The organism is Vibrio sp. Hep-1b-8 (genome assembly GCF_006124995.1).
GTDB lineage: Bacteria > Pseudomonadota > Gammaproteobacteria > Enterobacterales > Vibrionaceae > Vibrio.
In genome coordinates this window covers 109,088-130,002 of sequence record NZ_QEWN01000129.1, presented here as the reverse complement: position 1 = coordinate 130,002, position 20,915 = coordinate 109,088, and the positions used below count along the sequence as shown (strand labels likewise).

The following is a 20,915-nucleotide window of genomic DNA, read 5'->3' as shown; positions in this document are numbered from 1 at the left end:
CAATGATCTCCTTCCACTCGCAGAGGAAACATTGATTGGCAGCTACTACAAATCACCGATTGCGATAGGTTTTGCCAAGAACGATCTAGGAGAAACGCTAGCGCCACTCTTTACTCGAGCAATCAAAATGATCGATGTTGAGCGCATTATCAGCAAATACGATTATCAACCGGACTGGAAAGCCACCTTACATGCAGAACAGGCGTTCTCACGAAATAGCCAGTTTCTCTTCTTATTGGTGCTAGGATTTTTAGTGGTCGTGGCGATGAGTTTGTGCTTGTCGGTAAGGTTACGCCAGAAGAGGTCAGCAAGTTAAAAAGCCAGTTTGAGTTGTTTCCGTTCGCTTCTGATGACAAAAGCATTGCGTTCAATGTCTCCCTAGCTTTCGGGGCTTCACCTTCAGGAAGACACTTTATGAGCATTGAAGAAGTGATACATGAAGCCGATGTAGAAATGTATCAGCACAAGCAAGCGCAAGCAGACGGAAAAAATGGGGCGAGACAAGCTGCGAAAGTGGTTTCTCTCAACTCATAGTGGTTACTCACTAAGCAGTTGAATCGAAAAGATGACTTTTCTGCCTTGTTTGACTTGAAATAGCCCTGAGGATGACTGATAATCCCCTCACTCCTTAGCTCTGCTAAGGAAAACGAATCTATGGAGGCCCTGGTCCTCCCGCAACAATAGCTCGTGAACTCGGTCAGGTCCGGAAGGAAGCAGCCGCAGCGAGTGACTTGTGTGCCGGGATGTGGCTGGGGCTTCCACCCATTTGAAAAGCCGCTTTTATTAGCGGCTTTTTGCTATCTGAGTTTCTCATCTTTGTGCCTCGCCCCATAACTCCAACACTACTATTACTCTTCGCCTCCAGTGGCTATTCGGTTAATGACTTGAATGGTAATAATCAGACTAACCTTACAAAAAAACATAAAGATATCTCCACTCGCAATTGATATAAATATTTATTGTTTGGTGGTTCGCCGTGAGTGACGTCTTATCTTAAGCGCTTAGACTTAAGTAAAGTATAGAGAGGTGACTGGTTTCACAGAACGCAATTTTTCCAAAGGCAAATGTAGCTATTTGTTATCTAGATTGCATTACTTTTGTAAAATTTCCGCACAATATATAGCATAAGATGCTAAAAAAGCTTCTTATTAGATAATTTGGCACTTCAATCTGCTTGGGAGAGAATTTTTATTTTATTCAACTAAGGAATTCTTGATACCTAGAGATTCTTACCAATTTATTGACGTAATCGGGTGTATATACGACTTTTTGCTACATTTTTATGGCAAATTACTTCAATGATTGCTAATGTGTGCCGCAATCTTTGTATTATTTTAGATTTTTATGCTTAATTTTTGAGCTAAACAGTTCTAAATCACTGGCCGTTCTAGTGAGATACAAAGAAGTCATGGATGCAATACATAAAACTCGGAGTTTAATGCATGTACAAGAATAAAATCACACAAGCCCTACTTCTAGGCGCTGGTTTGGCAATGGCTGCCACTTCTACTACTACACTTGCAGCAGATGTTCCTGCTGGCACTCAACTAGCAGAGAAACAAGAGATCGTTCGTGGTAATGGTGCAGAAGTTGCGACCATCGACCCCCACAAATCTCAAGGTGTTTCTGAATCTCACGTTATTCGTGACATTCTTGAAGGCTTAGTGAACCAAGATGCTGAAGGTAATACTATTCCTGGTATCGCAGAATCTTGGGAAACGGCAGACAACAAAACTTTCACTTTCCACCTACGTAAAGATGCTATTTGGTCAAACGGCGATCCTGTAACAGCTAAAGACTTTGTTTACAGTTGGCAACGTGCTGTTGATCCTGCAACCGCTTCGCCATACTCTTGGTACATGGAATACACCAAGATGAAGAATGCTAAAGATATCGTTGCTGGTAAGAAAGATAAAAGTACACTTGGCGTGAAAGCAGTTGATGATTACACGTTAGTTGTTGAACTAGAGACGGCAGTTCCATATTTTGTGATGATGACAGGCCATACAACAACTAAACCAGTACACCAAGCAACGGTTGAAAAGTTTGGTGATCAGTGGACTAAACCTGAAAACTTCGTTGGGAATGGTGCATACGTAGTTGATAACTGGGTAGTGAATGAACGCTTGGTTCTTAAGCGTAACGAAAAGTATTGGGATAACGATAAAACTGTTCTAAACAAAGTTACATTCTTGCCAATTGAAAACCAAGTTGCAGAAATGAACCGCTTCTTAGCAGGTGAAATCGACTCGACTTATGAGATTCCAAATGAGCACTTCCGTCGTTTGAAGAAAGAATACCCTGAATCTCTGTCAATCACAGGTAACTTATGTACTTACTACTACATCTTTAATACTAAGAAAAAACCATTTGATGATGTTCGTGTACGTAAGGCAATCTCTTATGCGATTGACCGTAACATCGTAACAGACGCAATTCTTGGACAAGGTCAAAAACCTGCATACTTCCTAACTCCTGAAATTACAGCTAACTTTAACCCAGAGACACCAGAATACGGCAAGATGACACAAAAGGAGCGTAACGCAGAAGCGGCTCGTCTTCTTGAAGAAGCTGGCTTTGGTAAAGATAACCCGCTTAAGTTTACGCTTCTATATAATACATCTGAAAACCACAAGAAAATTGCTGTTGCACTTGGTTCAATGTGGAAGAAGACACTTGGCCTTGATGTAACTCTTGAAAACCAAGAGTGGAAGACTTACTTGTCAACAAAAGATTCGGGTAACTTTGAAGTTTCACGCGCAGGTTGGTGTGGTGACTACAATGAAGCCTCGTCATTCTTAACGCTAATGAAGAGCACCAACACTACTGGCGGTATTCACTACGATAGCAAAGAATACGATGCGATCATGGAAAAAGCACTGTCTTCAACGTCTGAAGCTGAGCGTACTGCACTTTACCTAGACGCTGAAAAACTACTGGCTAAAGATATGCCAATTGCTCCAATTTATCAGTACGTTAAAACACGTCTACTGTCGCCAAAAGTTGGTGGTTTCCCAGTAAACAACCCAGAAGAAAAGATCTACTCAAAAGATCTTTATATCAAAGCTCAGTAATCAACTAGGCTGATAAAACTATAAGTAATCTAGACACTGCATGTGCCATCGCGTATATGCAGCGTCTCTTATCATTTAAACTGTCACAGACTGAAAGAGTGAGTTTATGCTTAAATTCATCGCAAAAAGGATATTTGAGGCGATCCCAACGATGTTGGTTTTGATCACCGTATCTTTTTTCCTTATGCGTTTCGCTCCAGGTAATCCATTTTCAACAGAAAAACCGTTACCGCCAGAAGTTATGGCGAATATCGAAGCTAAATATGGCCTAGATAAGCCGGTGTTTGAACAATACACAACTTATTTAACCAATGTCGTTCAAGGCGATTTTGGCCCTTCATTTAAGTACTTAGATTATTCAGTAAATGAACTGATCTCCGTTGCTTTGCCTGTTTCAGCGAAAGTCGGTTTTGCTGCCTTTATCTTTACGTTGATCATGGGAGTGGGTGTTGGCACCATAGCCGCGTTAAAGCAAAATACATGGATGGACTACAGTATTATGTCCACAGCAATGCTGGGGGTGGTAATGCCATCTTTTGTTCTTGCTCCAACCTTGATTTATATCTTCTCTATCAACCTCGGCTGGTTCCCGGCGGGCGGTTGGCATGATGGTTCGTTTAAATACATGGCTCTACCAGTAATTGGTATGTCTCTCCTATATGTTGCGACCTTTGCTCGTATCACTCGTGGTTCGATGATTGAAACGCTAAACAGTAACTTTATCCGAACTGCACGTGCTAAAGGGTTAAGTTACCGCTATATCATTTTAAAGCATGCTTTAAAACCTGCACTATTACCTGTGGTTTCATACATGGGTCCTGCATTCGTAGGTATCATTACTGGTTCTGTTGTTATCGAAACGATCTTTGGTCTGCCAGGTATTGGTAAGCTATTCGTTAACGCGGCATTTAACCGTGACTACTCGCTAGTAATGGGAATTACCATCCTAATTGGTTTCCTATTCATCTTGTTCAACGCTGTTGTTGATATTTTACTAGCGTTAATCGACCCGAAAATCCGTTACTAACAGGGAAGTATCGTTATGTTAACGAAGAAAGAGAATCTAGAAGCGATCGAAAAATTCTCAGAGAATCTTGAGATTGAAGGTCGCAGTTTATGGCAGGACGCGCGAATCCGCTTTATGCGTAACAAAGCGGCTATGGTGAGTCTTTTCATCTTATTTATCATGACATTGGCGGTGATTTTCTTGCCAATGATCGCGCCATACACGTTCGATGATACGGATTGGTATGCGATGCACGTTGGGCCAAGCGCGGAACACTGGTTTGGTACCGACAGCTTAGGCCGTGATCTTTACGTACGTACGTTAATTGGTGGCCGTATCTCACTCATGGTGGGTGTATTGGGCGCATTGGTTGCCGTTCTTATCGGTACACTTTATGGTGCAACATCAGGTTTTATTGGTGGGCGTACGGACCGTGTCATGATGCGGATTCTTGAGATCCTCTATGCTGTTCCGTTTATGTTCCTAGTGATTGTTTTGGTTACTTTCTTCGGACGCAACATTATTTTGATCTTTGTTGCGATTGGTGCCATTGCGTGGCTAGATATGGCACGTATTGTACGCGGACAAACACTTAGTTTGCGCAGCAAAGAGTTTATTGAAGCTGCCCATGTTTGTGGTGTGAGCAAGTGGAAAATCATCACTCGCCATATCGTACCAAACGTATTGGGTATTGTAGCGGTTTACTCAACGCTGCTTATTCCTAGCATGATTCTAACGGAGTCATTCTTATCATTCCTTGGTCTTGGTGTTCAGGAGCCAATGACAAGTTGGGGCGCACTACTTCAAGAAGGGGCTCAGACAATGGAAGTAGCAATCTGGCAGCTTGCATTCCCGGCAGCCTTTATGGTCGTGACTCTATTTTGCTTCAACTATGTTGGTGATGGTCTGCGTGACGCGCTTGACCCGAAAGACCGCTAATTAAAAGTATAAAGATTAAGGAAGCAATGATGAGTCTATTAGATGTCAAAGACTTGCGTGTCGAATTCACCACTCAAGATGGTATCGTCACCGCAGTAAACGATTTGAACTTCTCTCTTAAGCAAGGTGAAACACTTGGTATAGTAGGGGAGTCTGGTTCAGGTAAATCTCAAACTGTATTCGCAATCATGGGACTGTTAGCTAAAAACGGTATCATCTCAGGTAGCGCTAAGTTTGAAGGTAACGAAATCCTTAACCTACCAGAAGCTGCTCTGAACAAGGTGCGTGCAGAGCAGATTGCAATGATTTTCCAAGACCCAATGACCTCACTTAACCCATACATGAAGGTAAGTGAACAGTTGATGGAAGTTCTGATGCTGCACAAAGGCATGGGCAGAGCAGAAGCGTTCGAAGAGTCTGTACGCATGCTAGAAGCGGTGAAAATTCCCGAAGCTCGTAAGCGTATTACTATGTATCCGCATGAGTTTTCTGGCGGTATGCGTCAGCGTGTAATGATCGCGATGGCACTACTATGTCGTCCGAAACTGCTTATCGCCGATGAACCAACAACGGCATTGGACGTGACTGTTCAAGCGCAGATCATGGATCTATTGAACGAGTTGAAGCGTGAGTTCAACACGGCAATCATCATGATCACCCACGACCTGGGTGTTGTCGCGGGTTCATGTGACAAAGTACTCGTTATGTATGCAGGTCGTACCATGGAGTATGGGTCAGTCGACGAAATCTTCTACAACCCAAGTCATCCTTACGCTGAAGGTCTACTTAAAGCGATTCCTCGTCTTGATACTGAAGGCGAAATTTTGCCAACAATTCCAGGCAATCCACCGAACTTACTTCGTTTGCCACCTGGCTGTCCTTACCAGGAGCGTTGCCACCGTGTAACAGATCGTTGTAAGAGCGAAACGCCAATCCTAACTCCGTTTGGAGATGGGCGTCAGCGCGCATGTTTTTCTGATTGGGAGGCTTGGAACAAATGAGTTTAGAGAACAAATCGTTATTGTTGGACGTAAAGAACCTAAAAGTTCACTTTAACATTGCTGCCAAGTCAGCATGGCCATGGGCTAAGCCTGCTAATCTAAAAGCGGTAGATGGCGTAAACGTTCGTCTATACGAAGGTGAAACGCTTGGCGTAGTAGGGGAATCAGGCTGTGGTAAGTCGACCTTTGCACGTGCAATCATCGGCTTAGTCGAAGCGACCGACGGTGATGTAATGTGGCTTGGTCAAGACTTGACTAAGATGAAAGAAGTACAGCGCCGTGAAACTCGTAAAGAGATTCAGATGATTTTCCAAGACCCACTCGCGTCTTTGAATCCACGTATGACGGTTGGCGATATTATTGCGGAACCTTTAGAAACGTTCTACCCAGAGCTATCAAAGCTAGAAGTGAAAGATCGTGTAAAAGAAATGATGGTTAAAGTCGGTCTACTACCGAACGTTATCAACCGTTACCCACACGAATTTTCTGGTGGTCAATGTCAGCGTATCGGTATTGCCCGTGCACTGATCCTAAAACCTAAGATGATCATCTGTGATGAACCTGTATCGGCGCTAGACGTATCGATTCAGGCGCAGGTCGTTAACTTGCTTAAAGAGCTTCAGAAAGAACTTGGACTTTCGCTGGTATTCATCGCTCACGACTTGTCAGTTGTAAAACACATTTCCGATCGTGTGTTGGTTATGTATTTAGGTAACGCAGTAGAGCTTGGTGAGTCTGACGCTTTGTTTGCAGATCCTAAGCATCCATATACTCGCGCACTTATGTCTGCGGTACCAATCCCAGATCCTAAGCTAGAGCGAGCTAAGCACATTGAAATGCTTGAAGGTGATTTACCATCGCCAATCAATCCACCTTCTGGCTGTGTTTTCCGTACTCGTTGCCCACAGGCAACCGATGCGTGTGCGAAGACTAAACCAACGATTGAAGGTACCGATGTTCACGCTGTTTCGTGTTTACACGTAAGCGTATAACTCGCTTTGTCACTATTAACGCGGCGTCCTAGAGGACGCCGCGTTTTTTGTGCCTGACCTATACTCATCAACCAACTAATTCAAATAATTTGAACAACTAAACCAAGACTGCCTAATTAATCTTATCGAGGTTTCTTTTTATACTGAACTCATCAACATATTGGCGTTAGGAGTGGAAGATGGGCAAACTAGTCGAAGGCGTGTGGCACGATGTTTGGTATGACACCAAATCAAACAACGGCAAATTTGTACGCGAAGATGCGGGTTTTAGAAACTGGATAAAAAACCGACCCGATGCGCAGTTTCAACCAGAGTCTGGTCGCTACCACCTATTTGTCTCTCTTGCCTGTCCTTGGGCACATAGAACCCTTATCTTTCGCAAGCTCAAAGGTCTAGAAGAGCATATCGATTTAACCATTGTTTGCCCAGACATGATGTCTGAAGGCTGGCAAATGGGACTGCCAGAGCCACTTTTTGGTCATACTCTCCTGCATCAAATTTACACCCAAGCGAAAGCAGATTACACAGGGCGAGTGACGGTGCCTGTGCTGTGGGACAAGAAGCACAACACCATCGTTAGCAATGAGTCTTCAGAAATCATCCGAATGTTTAACTCAGAATTCAACCACATTACTGGCAATATGGATGATTACTACCCAGAGCACGAGCGAGCGTTAATTGACGAGTGGAATGCTTATATTTATCCAAACGTGAACAATGGTGTCTACCGATGTGGATTCGCGACAACGCAAGATGCGTATGAAGAAGCGTATGAAGGTTTGTTTGCCTCACTAGATAGGCTGGATGCCCACTTAGCCAATCATCGCTATTTAACGGGATCTAAAATTACTGAGGCAGACTGGCGTTTATTTACGACTTTGATCCGTTTTGATGCGGTTTATGTCGGCCACTTCAAATGCAATAAACAACGTATCGCGGACTATCCAAATCTTAACGGATATCTCAAGGAGCTATATCAGATTCCAGGTATTAAGGAAACCACAGACTTCTACCATATTAAGAGACATTACTATTACAGCCACACTGGAATTAACCCAACTCAAGTTGTGCCAAAAGGCCCCAAACTGGATTTAGACACGCTTCACGGCAGGGATAAAAGTTAAATATTGGCGGTGATCATGTTGCTATCTCAAGCACTATTGCAATGGTTCGGTGATACCGGCGTTCTACTACTCTCCGCTTTATCGGGTATCACAGATGTTGACGCAATATCCTTGGCTTTAAGTCGTCAGAGTAACGATACCCTGAGTGTTACAACCGCTATGCTAGGCATCATTATTGCCGCTTCGGTCAATACGGTGGTCAAAATGGGCATGGTGGTGGCTATCGGCGATAGACGGCTGTGGATAAGGGTTGCGCCCATTATGGTCGGGTGCGTTGCGACTGGTGGTGCGATGTACTTAGCGATGTATTGAGCGGATTTGAATAAAAGAAACCCCCGCCGAAGCGAGGGTTTGTATCACTAATAAGAGATTGGGTTAGTTAACCGCTTTCTCTTCCGCTTGTTCTGCTTGAGCCGCCTGAATCGCTGTTAGTGCAACCGTGTAGACGATATCGTCAACGAGAGCACCGCGAGAAAGGTCGTTTACAGGCTTACGCATACCTTGAAGCATTGGACCGATAGAGACTAGATCTGCTGAACGCTGTACCGCTTTGTATGTTGTGTTACCAGTGTTTAGGTCTGGGAATACGAATACTGTTGCTTTACCCGCTACTGGAGAGTTTGGCGCTTTAGAAGCCGCTACGTTTTCCATGATCGCTGCGTCGTATTGTAGAGGACCGTCGATAACAAGATCAGGACGCTTCTCTTGAGCAATCTTAGTCGCTTCACGTACTTTGTCTACATCAGCACCCTTACCAGATTCACCAGTAGAGTATGAGATCATTGCAACGCGTGGTTCGATACCGAATGCTGCTGCTGAATCAGCAGACTGGATAGCGATTTCCGCCAACTGTTCAGCTGTTGGATCTGGGTTAATTGCACAGTCACCGTAAACCAGAACCTGGTCAGGAAGCAGCATGAAGAAAACAGAAGATACGATAGACGCATCAGGTGCAGTCTTGATGATCTGGAACGGAGGAACGATAGTGTTCGCCGTTGTGTGAACAGCACCAGAAACTAGGCCGTCAACTTCGTCGTTCTCAAGCATCATTGTGCCAAGGAATACTGAATCTTGTAGCTTCTCGCGAGCAACGACTTCAGTCATACCTTTCGCGCCACGTAGTTCAACTAGGCGAGCAACGTAGTTTTCACGCACTTCATCAGAGTTGATGATCGTTACGCCAGCACCTAGCTCAACGCCTTGTTGCGCTGCAACACGTTTGATCTCTTCTGGGTTACCTAGAAGTACACATTCAGCGATACCACGCTCAGCACAGATAGCCGCAGCTTTAACTGTACGAGGCTCATCACCTTCAGGAAGAACGATACGCTTACCTGCTTTACGAGCGAACTCAGTTAGCTGGTAACGGAATGCTGGAGGGCTTAGACGACGAGACTTCTTAGTACCTTCAGTCATAGACTCGATCCAGTTGCCATCGATGTTGCCAGCAACGTGCTCGTTAATGAACTCGATACGCTCTTTATCGTCCGCTGGAACTTCGATGCTGAAACTCTGTAGGTTCAGAGAAGTTTGCCAAGTGTTACCTTGTGCTTTGAAGATAGGCAGACCTGAATCGAACGCAGGCTTACATAGGCCAACGATCTGTTCTGGGATATCGTAACCGCCAGTCAGAAGGATTGCACCGATTTCAACACCGTTCATTGCAGCTAGAGCCGCAGCAACGATGACGTCAGGACGGTCTGCTGAAGTTACAAGTAGAGAACCTGGTTTGAAGTGCTCAATCATGTTTGGCAGAGAACGTGCACAGAACGTGATGCTCTTAATACGACGTGTATTGATGTCACCAGCGTTGATAATATCAGCGTTTAGGTGCTCAGCCATGTCGATTGCACGTGTCGCGATTAGGTCGATACTCCATGGCACGCAACCTAGTACACGAATCGGAGAAGTGTTGAAGATTTCCATCACTTTCATTTCGTTTTGCTTCGCGCTATCTGCATCATCAAAGATTTCAGATAGGTCAGGGCGAGTACGGCCAGCTTCATCAACAGGTGCATTTAGCTTGTTGATGATAACGCCAGAGATGTTTTTGTTCTTAGTGCCGCCGAAGTTAGAACATGCTACTTCGATACGCTCTTTAAGCTGCGCAGGGTTATCTGTGCCAGGTGTTGCAACAAGTACGATTTCAGCGCCAAGCGTTGCCGCGATTTCTGCGTTTACTTGGTTTGCAAATGGGTGCTTGCGAGTTGGTACTAGACCTTCAATAAGCGTTACGTCAGCATCTTTGTTGATTTGGTTGTAACGCTCAACCACTGTTTCTAGCAGCTCATCCATGTTGTCGTTACCGATTAGGCTTTCAGCAACAGACATCGCAAGAGGTTGGCCGATCTTCACATCGCTGTTTGAACCAACGATAGTTGAAGTTAGATCAGGTTGATCGCCACCAGAACGCGGCTGACAGATTGGTTTGTAAAAAGAAACTTTAACGCCTTTGCGCTCCATTGCGCGAAGAACACCCATGCTTACGCTAGTAAGACCAACACCAGCACTTGCAGGGATAAGCATAATAGTACGAGACATTCGTAGAGTACCTATAGCTATTGGGGATAAAAGCTCAACTATTATTCCTTGCACTGCAAAGAATAGGAGTTGAGCCCCAGAATAAGAAAGCCAGCTGCCTATTTAGCAGCTGGTTAAGTCAATTAAAGACCTGCTAGACGTGCAGTGTCTTCAGCGATAACTAGCTCTTCGTTAGTAGAGATAACCATTGCTGGGATACGGCTGTTCGCAGTAGTGATAGTACCTTCGCCGCCGAAACGTGCTTTAAGGTTAGCTTCACCATCAACTTCGATACCGAAGATACCTAGGCGGTTTAGAACCATTTCACGGATAGGGCCAGAGTTTTCGCCGATACCGCCAGTGAACACGATAGCGTCTAGACGGCCTTCAAGAGAAGCAGTGTAACCCGCTACGTACTTAGCTAGACGGTGACAGAACACGTCCATTGCGCGTGTTGCTTCTTCTTTCTCACCGTAGTTATCTTCAACGAAACGACAGTCAGAAGTCACTTCAGTTAGACCCGCTAGACCAGACTCTTTAGTTAGCATGTTGTTGATTTTCTCAACTGAGTAACCAAGAGTGTCGTGTAGGTGGAAGATGATTGCAGGATCGATGTCACCACAACGAGTACCCATTACTAGACCTTCAAGAGGAGTTAGACCCATAGAAGTGTCTACTGACTTACCGTTCTTAACCGCACATACAGAAGCACCGTTACCTAGGTGACAGTTGATGATGTTTACTTCTTCAACTGGCTTGCCAAGGATGTTAGCTACTTCACGTGTGATAAATAGGTGAGAAGTACCGTGCATGCCGTAACGACGGATACCGTGCTCTTTGTATAGGCTGTATGGAAGAGCGTAAAGGTAAGACTCTTCTGGCATCGTTTGGTGGAAAGCAGTGTCGAACACAGCAACGTTTTTCAGCGCTGGGAAAGATTTTTGAGCTGCTTTGATACCGATGATGTGAGCAGGGTTGTGAAGAGGTGCCAGTGTTGCACAGTCTTCGATGCCTTTAAGTACGTCGTCAGTAATTAGTGCAGACTGAGTGAACTTCTCGCCGCCGTGTACAACACGGTGACCGATTGCTGCTAGGTTCTCAGAAAGCTCTGGCTTAGAAGCAAGAATAGTTTCTACCATGAACGCTAGTGCTTCTTCGTGAGCTGCACCGTTGCCCAGTTGAGCTTCGTGCTTACCGTCAAGTTTCCACTTGATACGAGCTTCTGGAAGGTGCAGACATTCTGCAAGACCCGTTAGATGCTCATCACCGCTTTCTGCATCAACAACAGCAAATTTAAGAGAAGAACTACCGCAGTTTAAAACTAAAACTAGCTTTGACATGAGTGACTACCTGTAATAATCAGTTAGGATAAAAATTAATCACAAGAATAGACGATGCATTACAAGCTGCGTACTAATCTTGGTCAAAAAAACTTAGAATTCCATATAAAAAGACAGTGGCGATCCAGATCAACCACTCTTGCATCCGCTGCAGAAAGGTCTCAAGAGTTGCTTAAATTGTAAATAACGGCAACAATGAGATTGTGGGTCCGCAAAGGATAACGATAATAACCAATGATAACAAAAAAAATTTGAAAGAATATTAACTTTCATCAATTTTTTGTCCTTATAGTTGAATCTTTCAACTAAATTTTAGTTTTGGACCCACGGACGAAGTGAGAGAGCCCCCTATGAGTAATAAAGTCGGTTTAGTTCACAGCCTACGAGACGGGCAAAAGTACATGGATATTTGGCCCATGCGCAAAGAGCTGAATATGCTATTCCCTGAGCAGCGGATCATTAAAGCAACTCGCTTTGGTGTAAAAGTGATGCCCGCTATTGCCGCGATCAGCGTACTTACCCAAATGGCGTTCAATAATTACCAGTCGATGCCTCAGGCCGTGATCATTGCATTATTTGCGATCAGTATGCCGATTCAAGGCATGTGGTGGTTAGGGAATCGATCTAATACTCAGCTTCCGCCAGCACTTGCCGGCTGGTACCGCGAAATTTACCAAAAAATTGTCGAAAGTGGCTGTGCGTTAGAACCGATGAAATCGCGTCCTCGCTATAAAGAGTTAGCACAGATACTCAATCGTGCGTTTCGACAGTTAGATAAGTCAGCGTTGGAGCGCTGGTTCTAAGATAAGCGACGAGCTTCTAGTGAAAAGTGTTGGCATAGCAAATGTTGTGTCAATAATTGCTCGCCACTCGCCACTCGCCACTCGCCACTCGCCACTCAAACAAAAAAACGCCCACCGAAGTGAGCGTTTTTATCAATTCAATCATTCAACATTAGTTGAACATAGCGATTGCTTGTGCTGGTTCTACATACTCTAGGTTGAAGCTTTCAGCCACTTCTTTACACGTTACTTTACCGTGAATGACGTTCAAGCCTTCTAGGAAGCCTTTGTCTGCGAGTAGGGCTTCGCGGTAACCTTTGTTAGCAAGTTTAACAATGTACGGCAGTGTTGCATTGTTAAGAGCAAACGTAGAAGTACGAGCAACTGCACCTGGCATATTTGCAACACAGTAGTGAACTACGTCGTCAACGATGTAAGTTGGTTCTGCATGCGTTGTTGCGTGTGAAGTCTCGAAACAGCCGCCTTGGTCGATTGCTACGTCAACAACCGCTGAACCTGGCTTCATCTTAGCGATATGCTCTTTTGTTACTAGTTTAGGCGCTGCTGCACCTGGGATTAGTACTGCGCCAATAACTAGGTCAGCTTCTAGAACATGCTTCTCAATGGCATCTTCTGTAGAGTAAACCACTTTTGCACGACCTTGGAATTCTTCATCCAAACGACGTAGAGCGTCTACGTTACGGTCAAGGATAGTTACGTCAGCGCGTAGACCTACAGCCATACGTGCCGCGTTAGCACCAACGACACCGCCGCCGATAACTACAACTTTAGCTGGCTCAACACCAGGTACACCGCCAATCAGAAGGCCGCTACCACCGTGAGATTTCTCTAAAGTTTGTGCACCCGCTTGAATAGACATGCGACCTGCTACCTCAGACATTGGCGCAAGTAGTGGCAACCTACCCATATTATCTGTTACAGTCTCATATGCTATACAGACAGCTTTGCTCTTGATTAGCTCTTCAGTTTGTGGAAAATCTGGTGCTAGGTGCAAATAAGTAAATAAAATTTGCCCTTCTCGAAGCATAGCTCGCTCGACAGCTTGAGGTTCTTTAACCTTTACAATCATTTCTGCTTTCGCGAAAACGTCAGCAGCGGTAGGAAGAATGGATGCGCCTACAGCGATGTAATCATCGTCTGAAAAACCGATGCCTGAACCGGCATTAGTTTCAACAAAAACTTGGTGACCTTGAGACACTAGCTCGCGAACGCTCGCTGGGATCATACCAACACGGTATTCGTGGTTTTTGATTTCCTTAGGTACGCCAATAATCATCCTGAATCCTCATTTTATGTTAGTTGTATAAACTATGATGGTTGTATTAACTGTTTGTAGGGTAATTCTGTCGAATTAATATCTAGTATAGATATGTTTGAATAAAATTTGATACTGAATATTAAAAAGTTGTAGTATATTTTTTTGCAAGGAAGTAATAAGGTGGAATAAAAAATGGCAGACAACAATAAAAAGCCGTCCAAGGATCTAGATCGCATCGACCGCAACATTCTTAATGAGTTGCAGAAAGATGGTCGAATTTCGAACGTAGAGTTATCAAAACGTGTAGGACTTTCTCCTACACCGTGTTTGGAACGTGTACGTCGTTTAGAGCGCCAGGGGTACATTACGGGTTATACCGCATTGCTTAACCCGCAATATCTCGACGCGTCATTGCTCGTGTTTGTAGAGATTACGTTAAACCGAGGTGCACCAGACGTGTTTGAGCAGTTCAACACCGCGGTGCAGAAACTGGATGATATTCAAGAGTGTCACCTAGTTTCTGGTGACTTTGACTATTTGTTAAAAACACGTGTATCAGACATGAGTGCTTACCGTAAGCTTCTGGGTGATACGCTTCTTCGTTTACCAGGTGTTAACGACACACGAACATACGTGGTAATGGAAGAAGTCAAACAAACCAACCAGTTGGTGATCAAAACTCGATAGTTCTGACATGATCTCAAGCCTAAAGTCCTAATAGCTTTCGATATTCTGACTTTAAGCAATTGGGTTTTTGCGCCTGATATGGTTAAATCGATAGTCCGAGTAGCGTTGCTGCTCGGACTATTTTTTTCTTACCGATCAGAGCCTCTTCGCTCATTGGTGTTTCACATAGATAAAGTTGGTTATGTTTAAAGAAACCAAAAATAAAGTACATACGATCATTAAGACGGGTGAGGAATCACCGACGTCCCGCCTCAGCGGTCCACAACGCCTTCAGGAATGTAGCTTGATCGTGATTGTTTTAATTTCGATATTCCTATCAGTGGCACTGACGACCTTTAGTGCCGCCGATCCTTCGTGGTCGCAAACCGCATGGGGGGGAGAGATAGATAACGCTGGTGGGCTCGTGGGAGCTTGGTTGGCGGATACGCTGTTTTTTGTTTTTGGTTCTTTAGCTTATGTGATTCCATTTGTGGTGACGGCAACGGCCTGGGTCATGTTACGCAAACGCGAAGAAGGTGAAACGCTCGACCTCATGCTTTGGGGGGCTCGATTGTTAGGTCTCACGGTCATCATTTTGACCAGCTGTGGTTTGGCGGATATCAACTTCGATGATATCTGGTATTTCTCCTCTGGCGGGGTGATCGGTGATGTCTTGACCAGTCTTGCCCTTCCGACACTGAATGTTTTAGGTACCACTTTGGTCTTTCTTTTCCTGTGGGGGGCAGGGTTTACCTTGCTCACGGGTATTTCATGGCTGTCGATAGTTGATTGGCTCGGAGAGAAAACCATCCAACTCATTACTCTGTTGGTTAACAAGATGAGAGGTCGTCAGGATGAAATTCTCGAAGCGGAACTCAATCATTACGAAAGTGCCGATTCTCTATCTATTGACCCTGAAGAAGCCCAACCACAAGCCCAGCCAGCAACGCAAAGTGAAAGACGCTTTAATATCCATATGCCAGAGATGGCAACGGTCAAAACCGTAGAACCTGCGCCTCAACCTCAGGTTCGTGAGACAGCAGAACCAGAGTGGCAAACGGCGGTTGAACCATCGATGGAATTCTCCGCAATGACCAATCATGCGGAGGTAGAACCGATCGACCCAGCACCAACGTTTGAAAGAACCAAGCAACTTGGTGCTACGATTGAAGAGTTAGAAAATGCTGCGCGTAGCGTTGATGATCTTGCGCCAAGCCCAGAGGTTACCGCGAGTGTGGAAGAGCAACTCAGTGTTGTTTCCGCACAAGAGTCAGCACCATTACCGTCAGAATCATCGAATCAAGAGAGGGTTGATCTGCCTTGGCACACTGACTTGGTTGAAGAAGAGATTATTCAGCCTTCAATTAGCGATTCTGACTTGGCACAAATCTCTTCTGAAATTACCCCTGACGAAGAGTATCAGGAACCTGTTATTTCATCCTTTGATGTCGTTGAAGATTCTGCGGCTGAAATGGTTCATCCAATAGAGGCAGAAGACATTGCTGATAAAGACGCGGCGGCTCTGCACAACCTAGTTGAAGAAGCGAAAGCAAAAGTGGTTGCACAGCAGAATCCATTTTTGGTTCAGCACGAGCCAAATCTGCCAAAACCTCTTGAGCCGATGCCAACTCTTGAGCTGTTGTATCATCCAGAAAAACGAGAAAACTTTATTGATCGCGAAGCGCTGGAGAATATCGCTCGTCTGGTAGAAGCCAAACTGGCAGACTACAAGATTCAGGCAACCGTTGTTGATATCTTCCCAGGCCCTGTCATTACAAGATTCGAACTCGATCTCGCACCGGGTGTGAAAGTAAGCCGAATCTCTAGTTTGTCGATGGACTTAGCTCGTTCGCTATCTGCGATGGCGGTTCGTGTTGTCGAAGTGATTCCAGGCAAACCTTATGTTGGTTTAGAGCTACCCAACATGAGTAGACAGACGGTTTTCTTCTCGGATGTGGTTGGCAGCCAGCAGTTTATTGAAGCCAAGTCTCCAACGACGGTTGTACTTGGTCAGGACATTGCCGGAGAGGCCGTGGTTGCCGATCTGTCTAAAATGCCACACGTTCTGGTGGCGGGTACCACAGGTTCCGGTAAGTCCGTGGGTGTCAACGTCATGATTCTCAGCATGCTATATAAAGCCACACCTGAAGAGGTTCGCTTTATCATGATTGACCCTAAAATGCTGGAATTATCCGTGTATGAAGGGATCCCGCACCTCCTTTCAGAAGTTGTTACCGACATGAAAGACGCATCCAACGCACTCCGCTGGTGTGTGGGTGAGATGGAACGACGCTATAAGCTGATGTCGTTACTCGGAGTACGTAACATTAAAGGTTTCAACGATAAGCTAAAAATGGCAGCAGAAGCGGGGCATCCGATTCACGATCCGCTTTGGCAGCCGGGCGACAGTATGGATGAACATGCTCCGCTATTAGAAAAGCTACCATATATTGTTGTTATCGTTGATGAATTTGCTGATCTTATGATGGTAGTCGGCAAGAAGGTTGAAGAACTGATTGCTCGACTTGCTCAGAAAGCCCGTGCAGCCGGTATTCACTTGATTCTGGCGACACAGCGTCCTTCCGTTGACGTTATCACCGGCTTAATTAAGGCCAACATACCAACACGTGTGGCATTCACCGTTTCGACTAAGACGGACTCTCGTACCATCTTGGATCAGGGTGGCGCAGAGTCGCTACTTGGCATGGGTGATATGCTCTACTTGCCTCCAGGTTCTAGTCACACTGTACGTGTTCACGGCGCATTCGCCTCGGATGATGATGTTCATGCGGTAGTGAACAACTGGAAAGCGCGCGGTAAACCAAACTACATTGATGAAATCACTAATGGCGATCAAGGGCCTGACGCGCTGTTGCCGGGTGAGAAATTGGAAGATGATGAAGAGATGGATCCACTGTTTGACCAAGTCGTCGAACACGTGGTTCAGTCACGTCGTGGCTCAGTTTCAGGGGTGCAGCGCCGCTTTAAGATTGGCTATAACCGAGCGGCTCGAATTGTCGAACAACTTGAGGCACAAGGTATCGTCAGTGCGCCAGGTCACAACGGCAACCGTGAAGTGTTGGCACCAGCTCCCGGTAGGGAAATGAACTAGCGGGCGTCGCCCGCTGTTTAGAGAAGGCGAGAACGCTTCGCTCCGAGAGTTTAGAACGGGCTACGCCCTTCGAGAACACTTCGTTTCGAGAATCGAGATCGGACTCCGTCCTGCGAGAGGTTGGGGTTGGTAGAACGGTGAAAGAACCGTTAGTACAAAGGTGTTGACAGGACTTGTTCCCTGGAAGGGATAATAATCCAGCTCTCCAAATAAAAAGGGTTGACGCTCTCACGCCAACCCTCCAAACTTTCTCTAGTTCTCTAGTTCTCTAGTTCTCTAGTTCTCTAGTTCTCTAGTTCTCTAGTTCTCTAGTTCTCTAGTTCTCTAGTTCTCTAGTTCTCTAGTTCTCTAGTTCTCTAGTTCTCTAGTTCTCTAGTTCTCTAGTTCTCTAGTTCTCTAGTTCTCTAGTCTATATTCTTCGCCAATTGCGCAACCACTACAACAGCCAACGCCACTAAGTTTGCAGCAAAAATCACCACTAGCCACTGTGGCATTGATAGAGTCAGGAATTGCCACACCACCTTGCTGCAGTCACCGTAAGCTTCAAACATCCATGGAACCCACTTGTTGAGCGGTGCCCAGTCTGGGAAGGTCACAAACAGGTCACAGGTAGCGAATGGTGATGGATTAAATTGGTAATCAACGTGCTGTAATGCCAAAGTCAGACCTTTGTATGAGCTCGCGCCCCATGTTGCAAGGCCTAGCCAACGAATAACAGGGTTGTTTGGGGCAATTAAACCAACTAATGCTGCTCCACCAATGCCGAGCATTGCAACTCGCTCATAGATACACATCACACAAGGTGAAAGCATCATCACATGTTGAAAGAAGAGGGCGCATGCTTCAAAGAAAACAACGAAGAGTAACAGCAACAACCAAGACAGTCGTCTTTGTGAAAATGTTTTGATACTGGAAAGAATGTTCACACAAATATCCTGTAGTAATAAAAAAGCTCTGAGTTATCAGAGCTTTTTATCGCGGAAAAGTTTCTCTATCAACAAAAACTTTTACTATTTAGTGATTAGTGTCCAGAAGATACTGCTGGAGCAATATCACCCACGTGAGGCATAATCCAACCAGCGTCGTAGAACCAAGCGGTCATTGGTTCTACCAAGAACACAATACCTGCTAAACCAACCAGTGCTAGCACTAGGGTATAAGGCAGTGCCATCAGCACCATACGGCCATATGAAAGGCGGACTAGAGGAGCTAATGCAGACGTCAGCAAGAACAGGAATGCTGCCTGACCGTTAGGGGTAGCAACTGATGGTAAGTTCGTACCTGTGTTGATTGCAACCGCTAGTAAATCAAACTGCTCGCGAGTAATAACACCTTCGATAAGAGCCGTCTTAACTTCGTTGATGTACACCGTACCAACGAATACGTTGTCTGATACCATCGACAGCAAACCGTTCGCCACGTAGAACAGAGCCAACTGAGCTCCCTTGTCTTCAACATGAAGTACCGCGTCAATCACTGGCTTGAATAGTTGCTGGTCAATGATTACCGCTACGACAGCGAAGAATACCGCGAGTAGTGCTGTGAACGGCAGAGCCTCTTCGAACGCTTTACCCATAGAATGTTCTTCAATTACGCCCGTAAACGCAGTTGCGAGGATAATCACCGAAAGACCGATCAAACCTACTGCTGCTAAGTGAAGCGCTAGACCTACAATCAACCAGACAGCGATGATGCCTTGGATCCATAGTTTGGCAATATCTTGGTTTGTACGTTTTTTGCGCTCTTCGTTGTCGAAGTCGACTAGGATCTGACGTACGTTTTCAGGCAAGCGTGCGCCGTAGCCAAAAACTTTGAGCTTCTCGACTAATACACAAGTCACCATACCGCAGATGAAAACCGGCGCCGTCACTGGCAGCATGCGAATGATGAACTCACCAAATTGCCAGCCTGCTTGGTCGGCAATGATTAGGTTTTGCGGTTCGCCAACCATGGTCATTACACCACCAAGTGCCGTACCGACACCTGCGTGCATAAGCAGTGAGCGAAGGAAAGCGCGGTAGTTTTCTAAGTCATCACGAGTTAGCTCGGAGAGGTGATCATCTTGAGTATGGTCGTGTGATGCATGCGGGCCTTGTCCTGATGCGACTTTGTGGTAGATAGCGTAGAAACCCACTGCAACGCTGATAACAACAGCGATAACGGTCAAAGCATCAAGGAATGCCGATAAGAAAGCCGCCGCGAAACAGAAGGCTAGCGATAGCATGCTCTTAGAGCGAATACCAAGCAGTATCTTAGTAAAGATAAACAGCAGTAGCTGCTTCATGAAATAGATACCTGCAACCATGAAGACCAGCAGCAACAGTACTTCGATGTTGGCGACAAGTTCGTGCTTAACCTGCTCTGCGCTCGTCATACCGATAGCAACCGCCTCGATTGCCAACAAGCCACCAGGCTGAAGTGGGTAACACTTTAATGCCATGGCAAGCGTGAAGATAAACTCAGCGACGAGTAACCAACCAGCGACAAATGGGTCGACGAAGAAGAAAACGAGAGGGTTAATGATTAAGAATGAAATGATGGCAATTTTATACCAATCTGGGGCTTTACCAAGAAAGTTCTTAATAAATGCATTTCCGAGTGACATCGGCATGATTCAAATACTCTTATATGTTGTTATGAATAGACACTGCACGTGCTTGTATCTATTAACCAGCAGGCTACTTGTTCTGTCTAGAGGGGGAAATACCCCTAAATAGGAACCAACCTGATTCAACAGTGACTTAGAAAAACAACATCGAGATCACGTTCATGTGGTCTTGCCAAGTCACTCCCTGAGAAAAACAAGCACTCCTTTACTTTGGTCGCCACTGTACTCTTCGAAGAAATTTAGTCAATGGGAAAAATAACGCTAGCGTTTTTATCAACAAACTTTTGTTTAAAAACGCGATCAAAGTGGCGTAAACACAGGATGAGAGTTGTGAAAAACAAGGTTTAATGAGAGCTGACGTATGAAAGCTTAGAATAAGAAAGAATATGTAATAATAATGAATGAAAATTACCTGTAAAGATTGCAATTATTAAATCTTAAATTTTGCGGATGGAGGCGGATATATAAGGGG

The 20,915-nt window shown here is 45.1% G+C and carries 15 protein-coding genes, 1 other RNA gene and 1 pseudogene; 12 read left to right on the top strand and 5 right to left on the bottom strand.

Annotated features, from left to right (window positions below):
* Positions 1-31: 31 nt before the first annotated feature.
* The 9 genes and pseudogenes from DA100_RS21420 to DA100_RS17730 form a co-directional block, all read left to right on the top strand.
* Positions 32-316 (top strand): hypothetical protein, encoded by a 285-nt coding sequence (locus DA100_RS21420; RefSeq protein WP_240800953.1) that lies wholly within the window; start codon positions 32-34, stop codon positions 314-316.
* A 345-nt stretch (positions 317-661) separates the two neighbouring features.
* Positions 662-758, top strand: an RNA gene (gene ffs / locus DA100_RS17765) — signal recognition particle sRNA small type.
* Between the two features lie 684 nt (positions 759-1,442).
* Positions 1,443-3,074 (top strand): ABC transporter substrate-binding protein, encoded by a 1,632-nt coding sequence (locus tag DA100_RS17760; RefSeq protein WP_138973350.1) that lies wholly within the window; start codon positions 1,443-1,445, stop codon positions 3,072-3,074.
* A 106-nt stretch (positions 3,075-3,180) separates the two neighbouring features.
* On the top strand, positions 3,181-4,101 hold the full coding sequence (oppB, locus tag DA100_RS17755) for an oligopeptide ABC transporter permease OppB (protein WP_138973349.1): 921 nt from the start codon (positions 3,181-3,183) through the stop codon (positions 4,099-4,101).
* A gap of 15 nt (positions 4,102-4,116) precedes the next feature.
* Positions 4,117-5,019, top strand: a complete 903-nt coding sequence (oppC, locus tag DA100_RS17750) for an oligopeptide ABC transporter permease OppC (RefSeq protein ID WP_138973348.1) — start codon at positions 4,117-4,119, stop codon at positions 5,017-5,019.
* A gap of 29 nt (positions 5,020-5,048) precedes the next feature.
* Positions 5,049-6,020: an ABC transporter ATP-binding protein gene (locus tag DA100_RS17745; RefSeq protein WP_240800956.1), complete on the top strand. Its 972-nt coding sequence runs from the start codon at positions 5,049-5,051 to the stop codon at positions 6,018-6,020.
* Positions 6,017-7,012 carry a murein tripeptide/oligopeptide ABC transporter ATP binding protein OppF gene (gene oppF, locus DA100_RS17740; RefSeq protein WP_171052252.1) on the top strand — a complete coding sequence of 332 codons (996 nt, stop codon included), beginning with the start codon at positions 6,017-6,019 and terminating at the stop codon, positions 7,010-7,012. The genes DA100_RS17745 and oppF overlap by 4 nt, the downstream gene beginning before the upstream one ends.
* 179 nt (positions 7,013-7,191) lie before the next feature.
* The gene (locus DA100_RS17735) at positions 7,192-8,136 is read left to right on the top strand and encodes a glutathione S-transferase family protein (protein WP_138973345.1); all 945 of its coding nucleotides are present in this window, start codon (positions 7,192-7,194) and stop codon (positions 8,134-8,136) included.
* Positions 8,137-8,448 (top strand): annotated as a pseudogene (locus DA100_RS17730) (DUF4010 domain-containing protein); the annotation flags it as partial.
* A gap of 63 nt (positions 8,449-8,511) precedes the next feature.
* Here the strand turns inward: DA100_RS17730 and pta are convergent.
* Positions 8,512-10,677, bottom strand: coding sequence for a phosphate acetyltransferase (gene pta, locus DA100_RS17725; protein WP_138973343.1), 2,166 nt, complete (start codon positions 10,675-10,677; stop codon positions 8,512-8,514).
* 122 nt (positions 10,678-10,799) lie between these two features.
* Positions 10,800-11,996: an acetate kinase gene (locus DA100_RS17720; RefSeq protein WP_138973342.1), complete on the bottom strand. Its 1,197-nt coding sequence runs from the start codon at positions 11,994-11,996 to the stop codon at positions 10,800-10,802.
* Between the two features lie 350 nt (positions 11,997-12,346).
* On the opposite strand from DA100_RS17720, the gene yfbV reads away from it, so the two are divergent.
* Positions 12,347-12,799, top strand: a complete 453-nt coding sequence (gene yfbV, locus DA100_RS17715) for a terminus macrodomain insulation protein YfbV (RefSeq protein ID WP_138973341.1) — start codon at positions 12,347-12,349, stop codon at positions 12,797-12,799.
* A 151-nt stretch (positions 12,800-12,950) separates the two neighbouring features.
* On the opposite strand, the gene ald is transcribed toward yfbV, so the two are convergent.
* Positions 12,951-14,075 (bottom strand): alanine dehydrogenase, encoded by a 1,125-nt coding sequence (ald, locus tag DA100_RS17710; RefSeq protein WP_138973340.1) that lies wholly within the window; start codon positions 14,073-14,075, stop codon positions 12,951-12,953.
* A gap of 174 nt (positions 14,076-14,249) precedes the next feature.
* Here ald and lrp point away from each other — a divergent pair, with 174 nt between their 5' ends.
* Positions 14,250-14,744 (top strand): leucine-responsive transcriptional regulator Lrp, encoded by a 495-nt coding sequence (gene lrp / locus DA100_RS17705; RefSeq protein ID WP_004414493.1) that lies wholly within the window; start codon positions 14,250-14,252, stop codon positions 14,742-14,744.
* A 181-nt stretch (positions 14,745-14,925) separates the two neighbouring features.
* Positions 14,926-17,835 carry a DNA translocase FtsK gene (locus DA100_RS17700; protein ID WP_138973339.1) on the top strand — a complete coding sequence of 970 codons (2,910 nt, stop codon included), beginning with the start codon at positions 14,926-14,928 and terminating at the stop codon, positions 17,833-17,835.
* 404 nt (positions 17,836-18,239) lie between these two features.
* Here the strand turns inward: DA100_RS17700 and dsbB are convergent, their stop codons facing one another.
* A complete protein-coding gene (dsbB, locus tag DA100_RS17695; RefSeq protein WP_138973338.1) occupies positions 18,240-18,761 on the bottom strand; it encodes a disulfide bond formation protein DsbB in 522 nt (173 codons plus the stop codon).
* Positions 18,762-18,856: 95 nt separating this feature from the next.
* Positions 18,857-20,446, bottom strand: a complete 1,590-nt coding sequence (gene nhaB / locus DA100_RS17690; RefSeq protein WP_138973337.1) for a Na(+)/H(+) antiporter NhaB — start codon at positions 20,444-20,446, stop codon at positions 18,857-18,859.
* Positions 20,447-20,915: the final 469 nt, after the last annotated feature.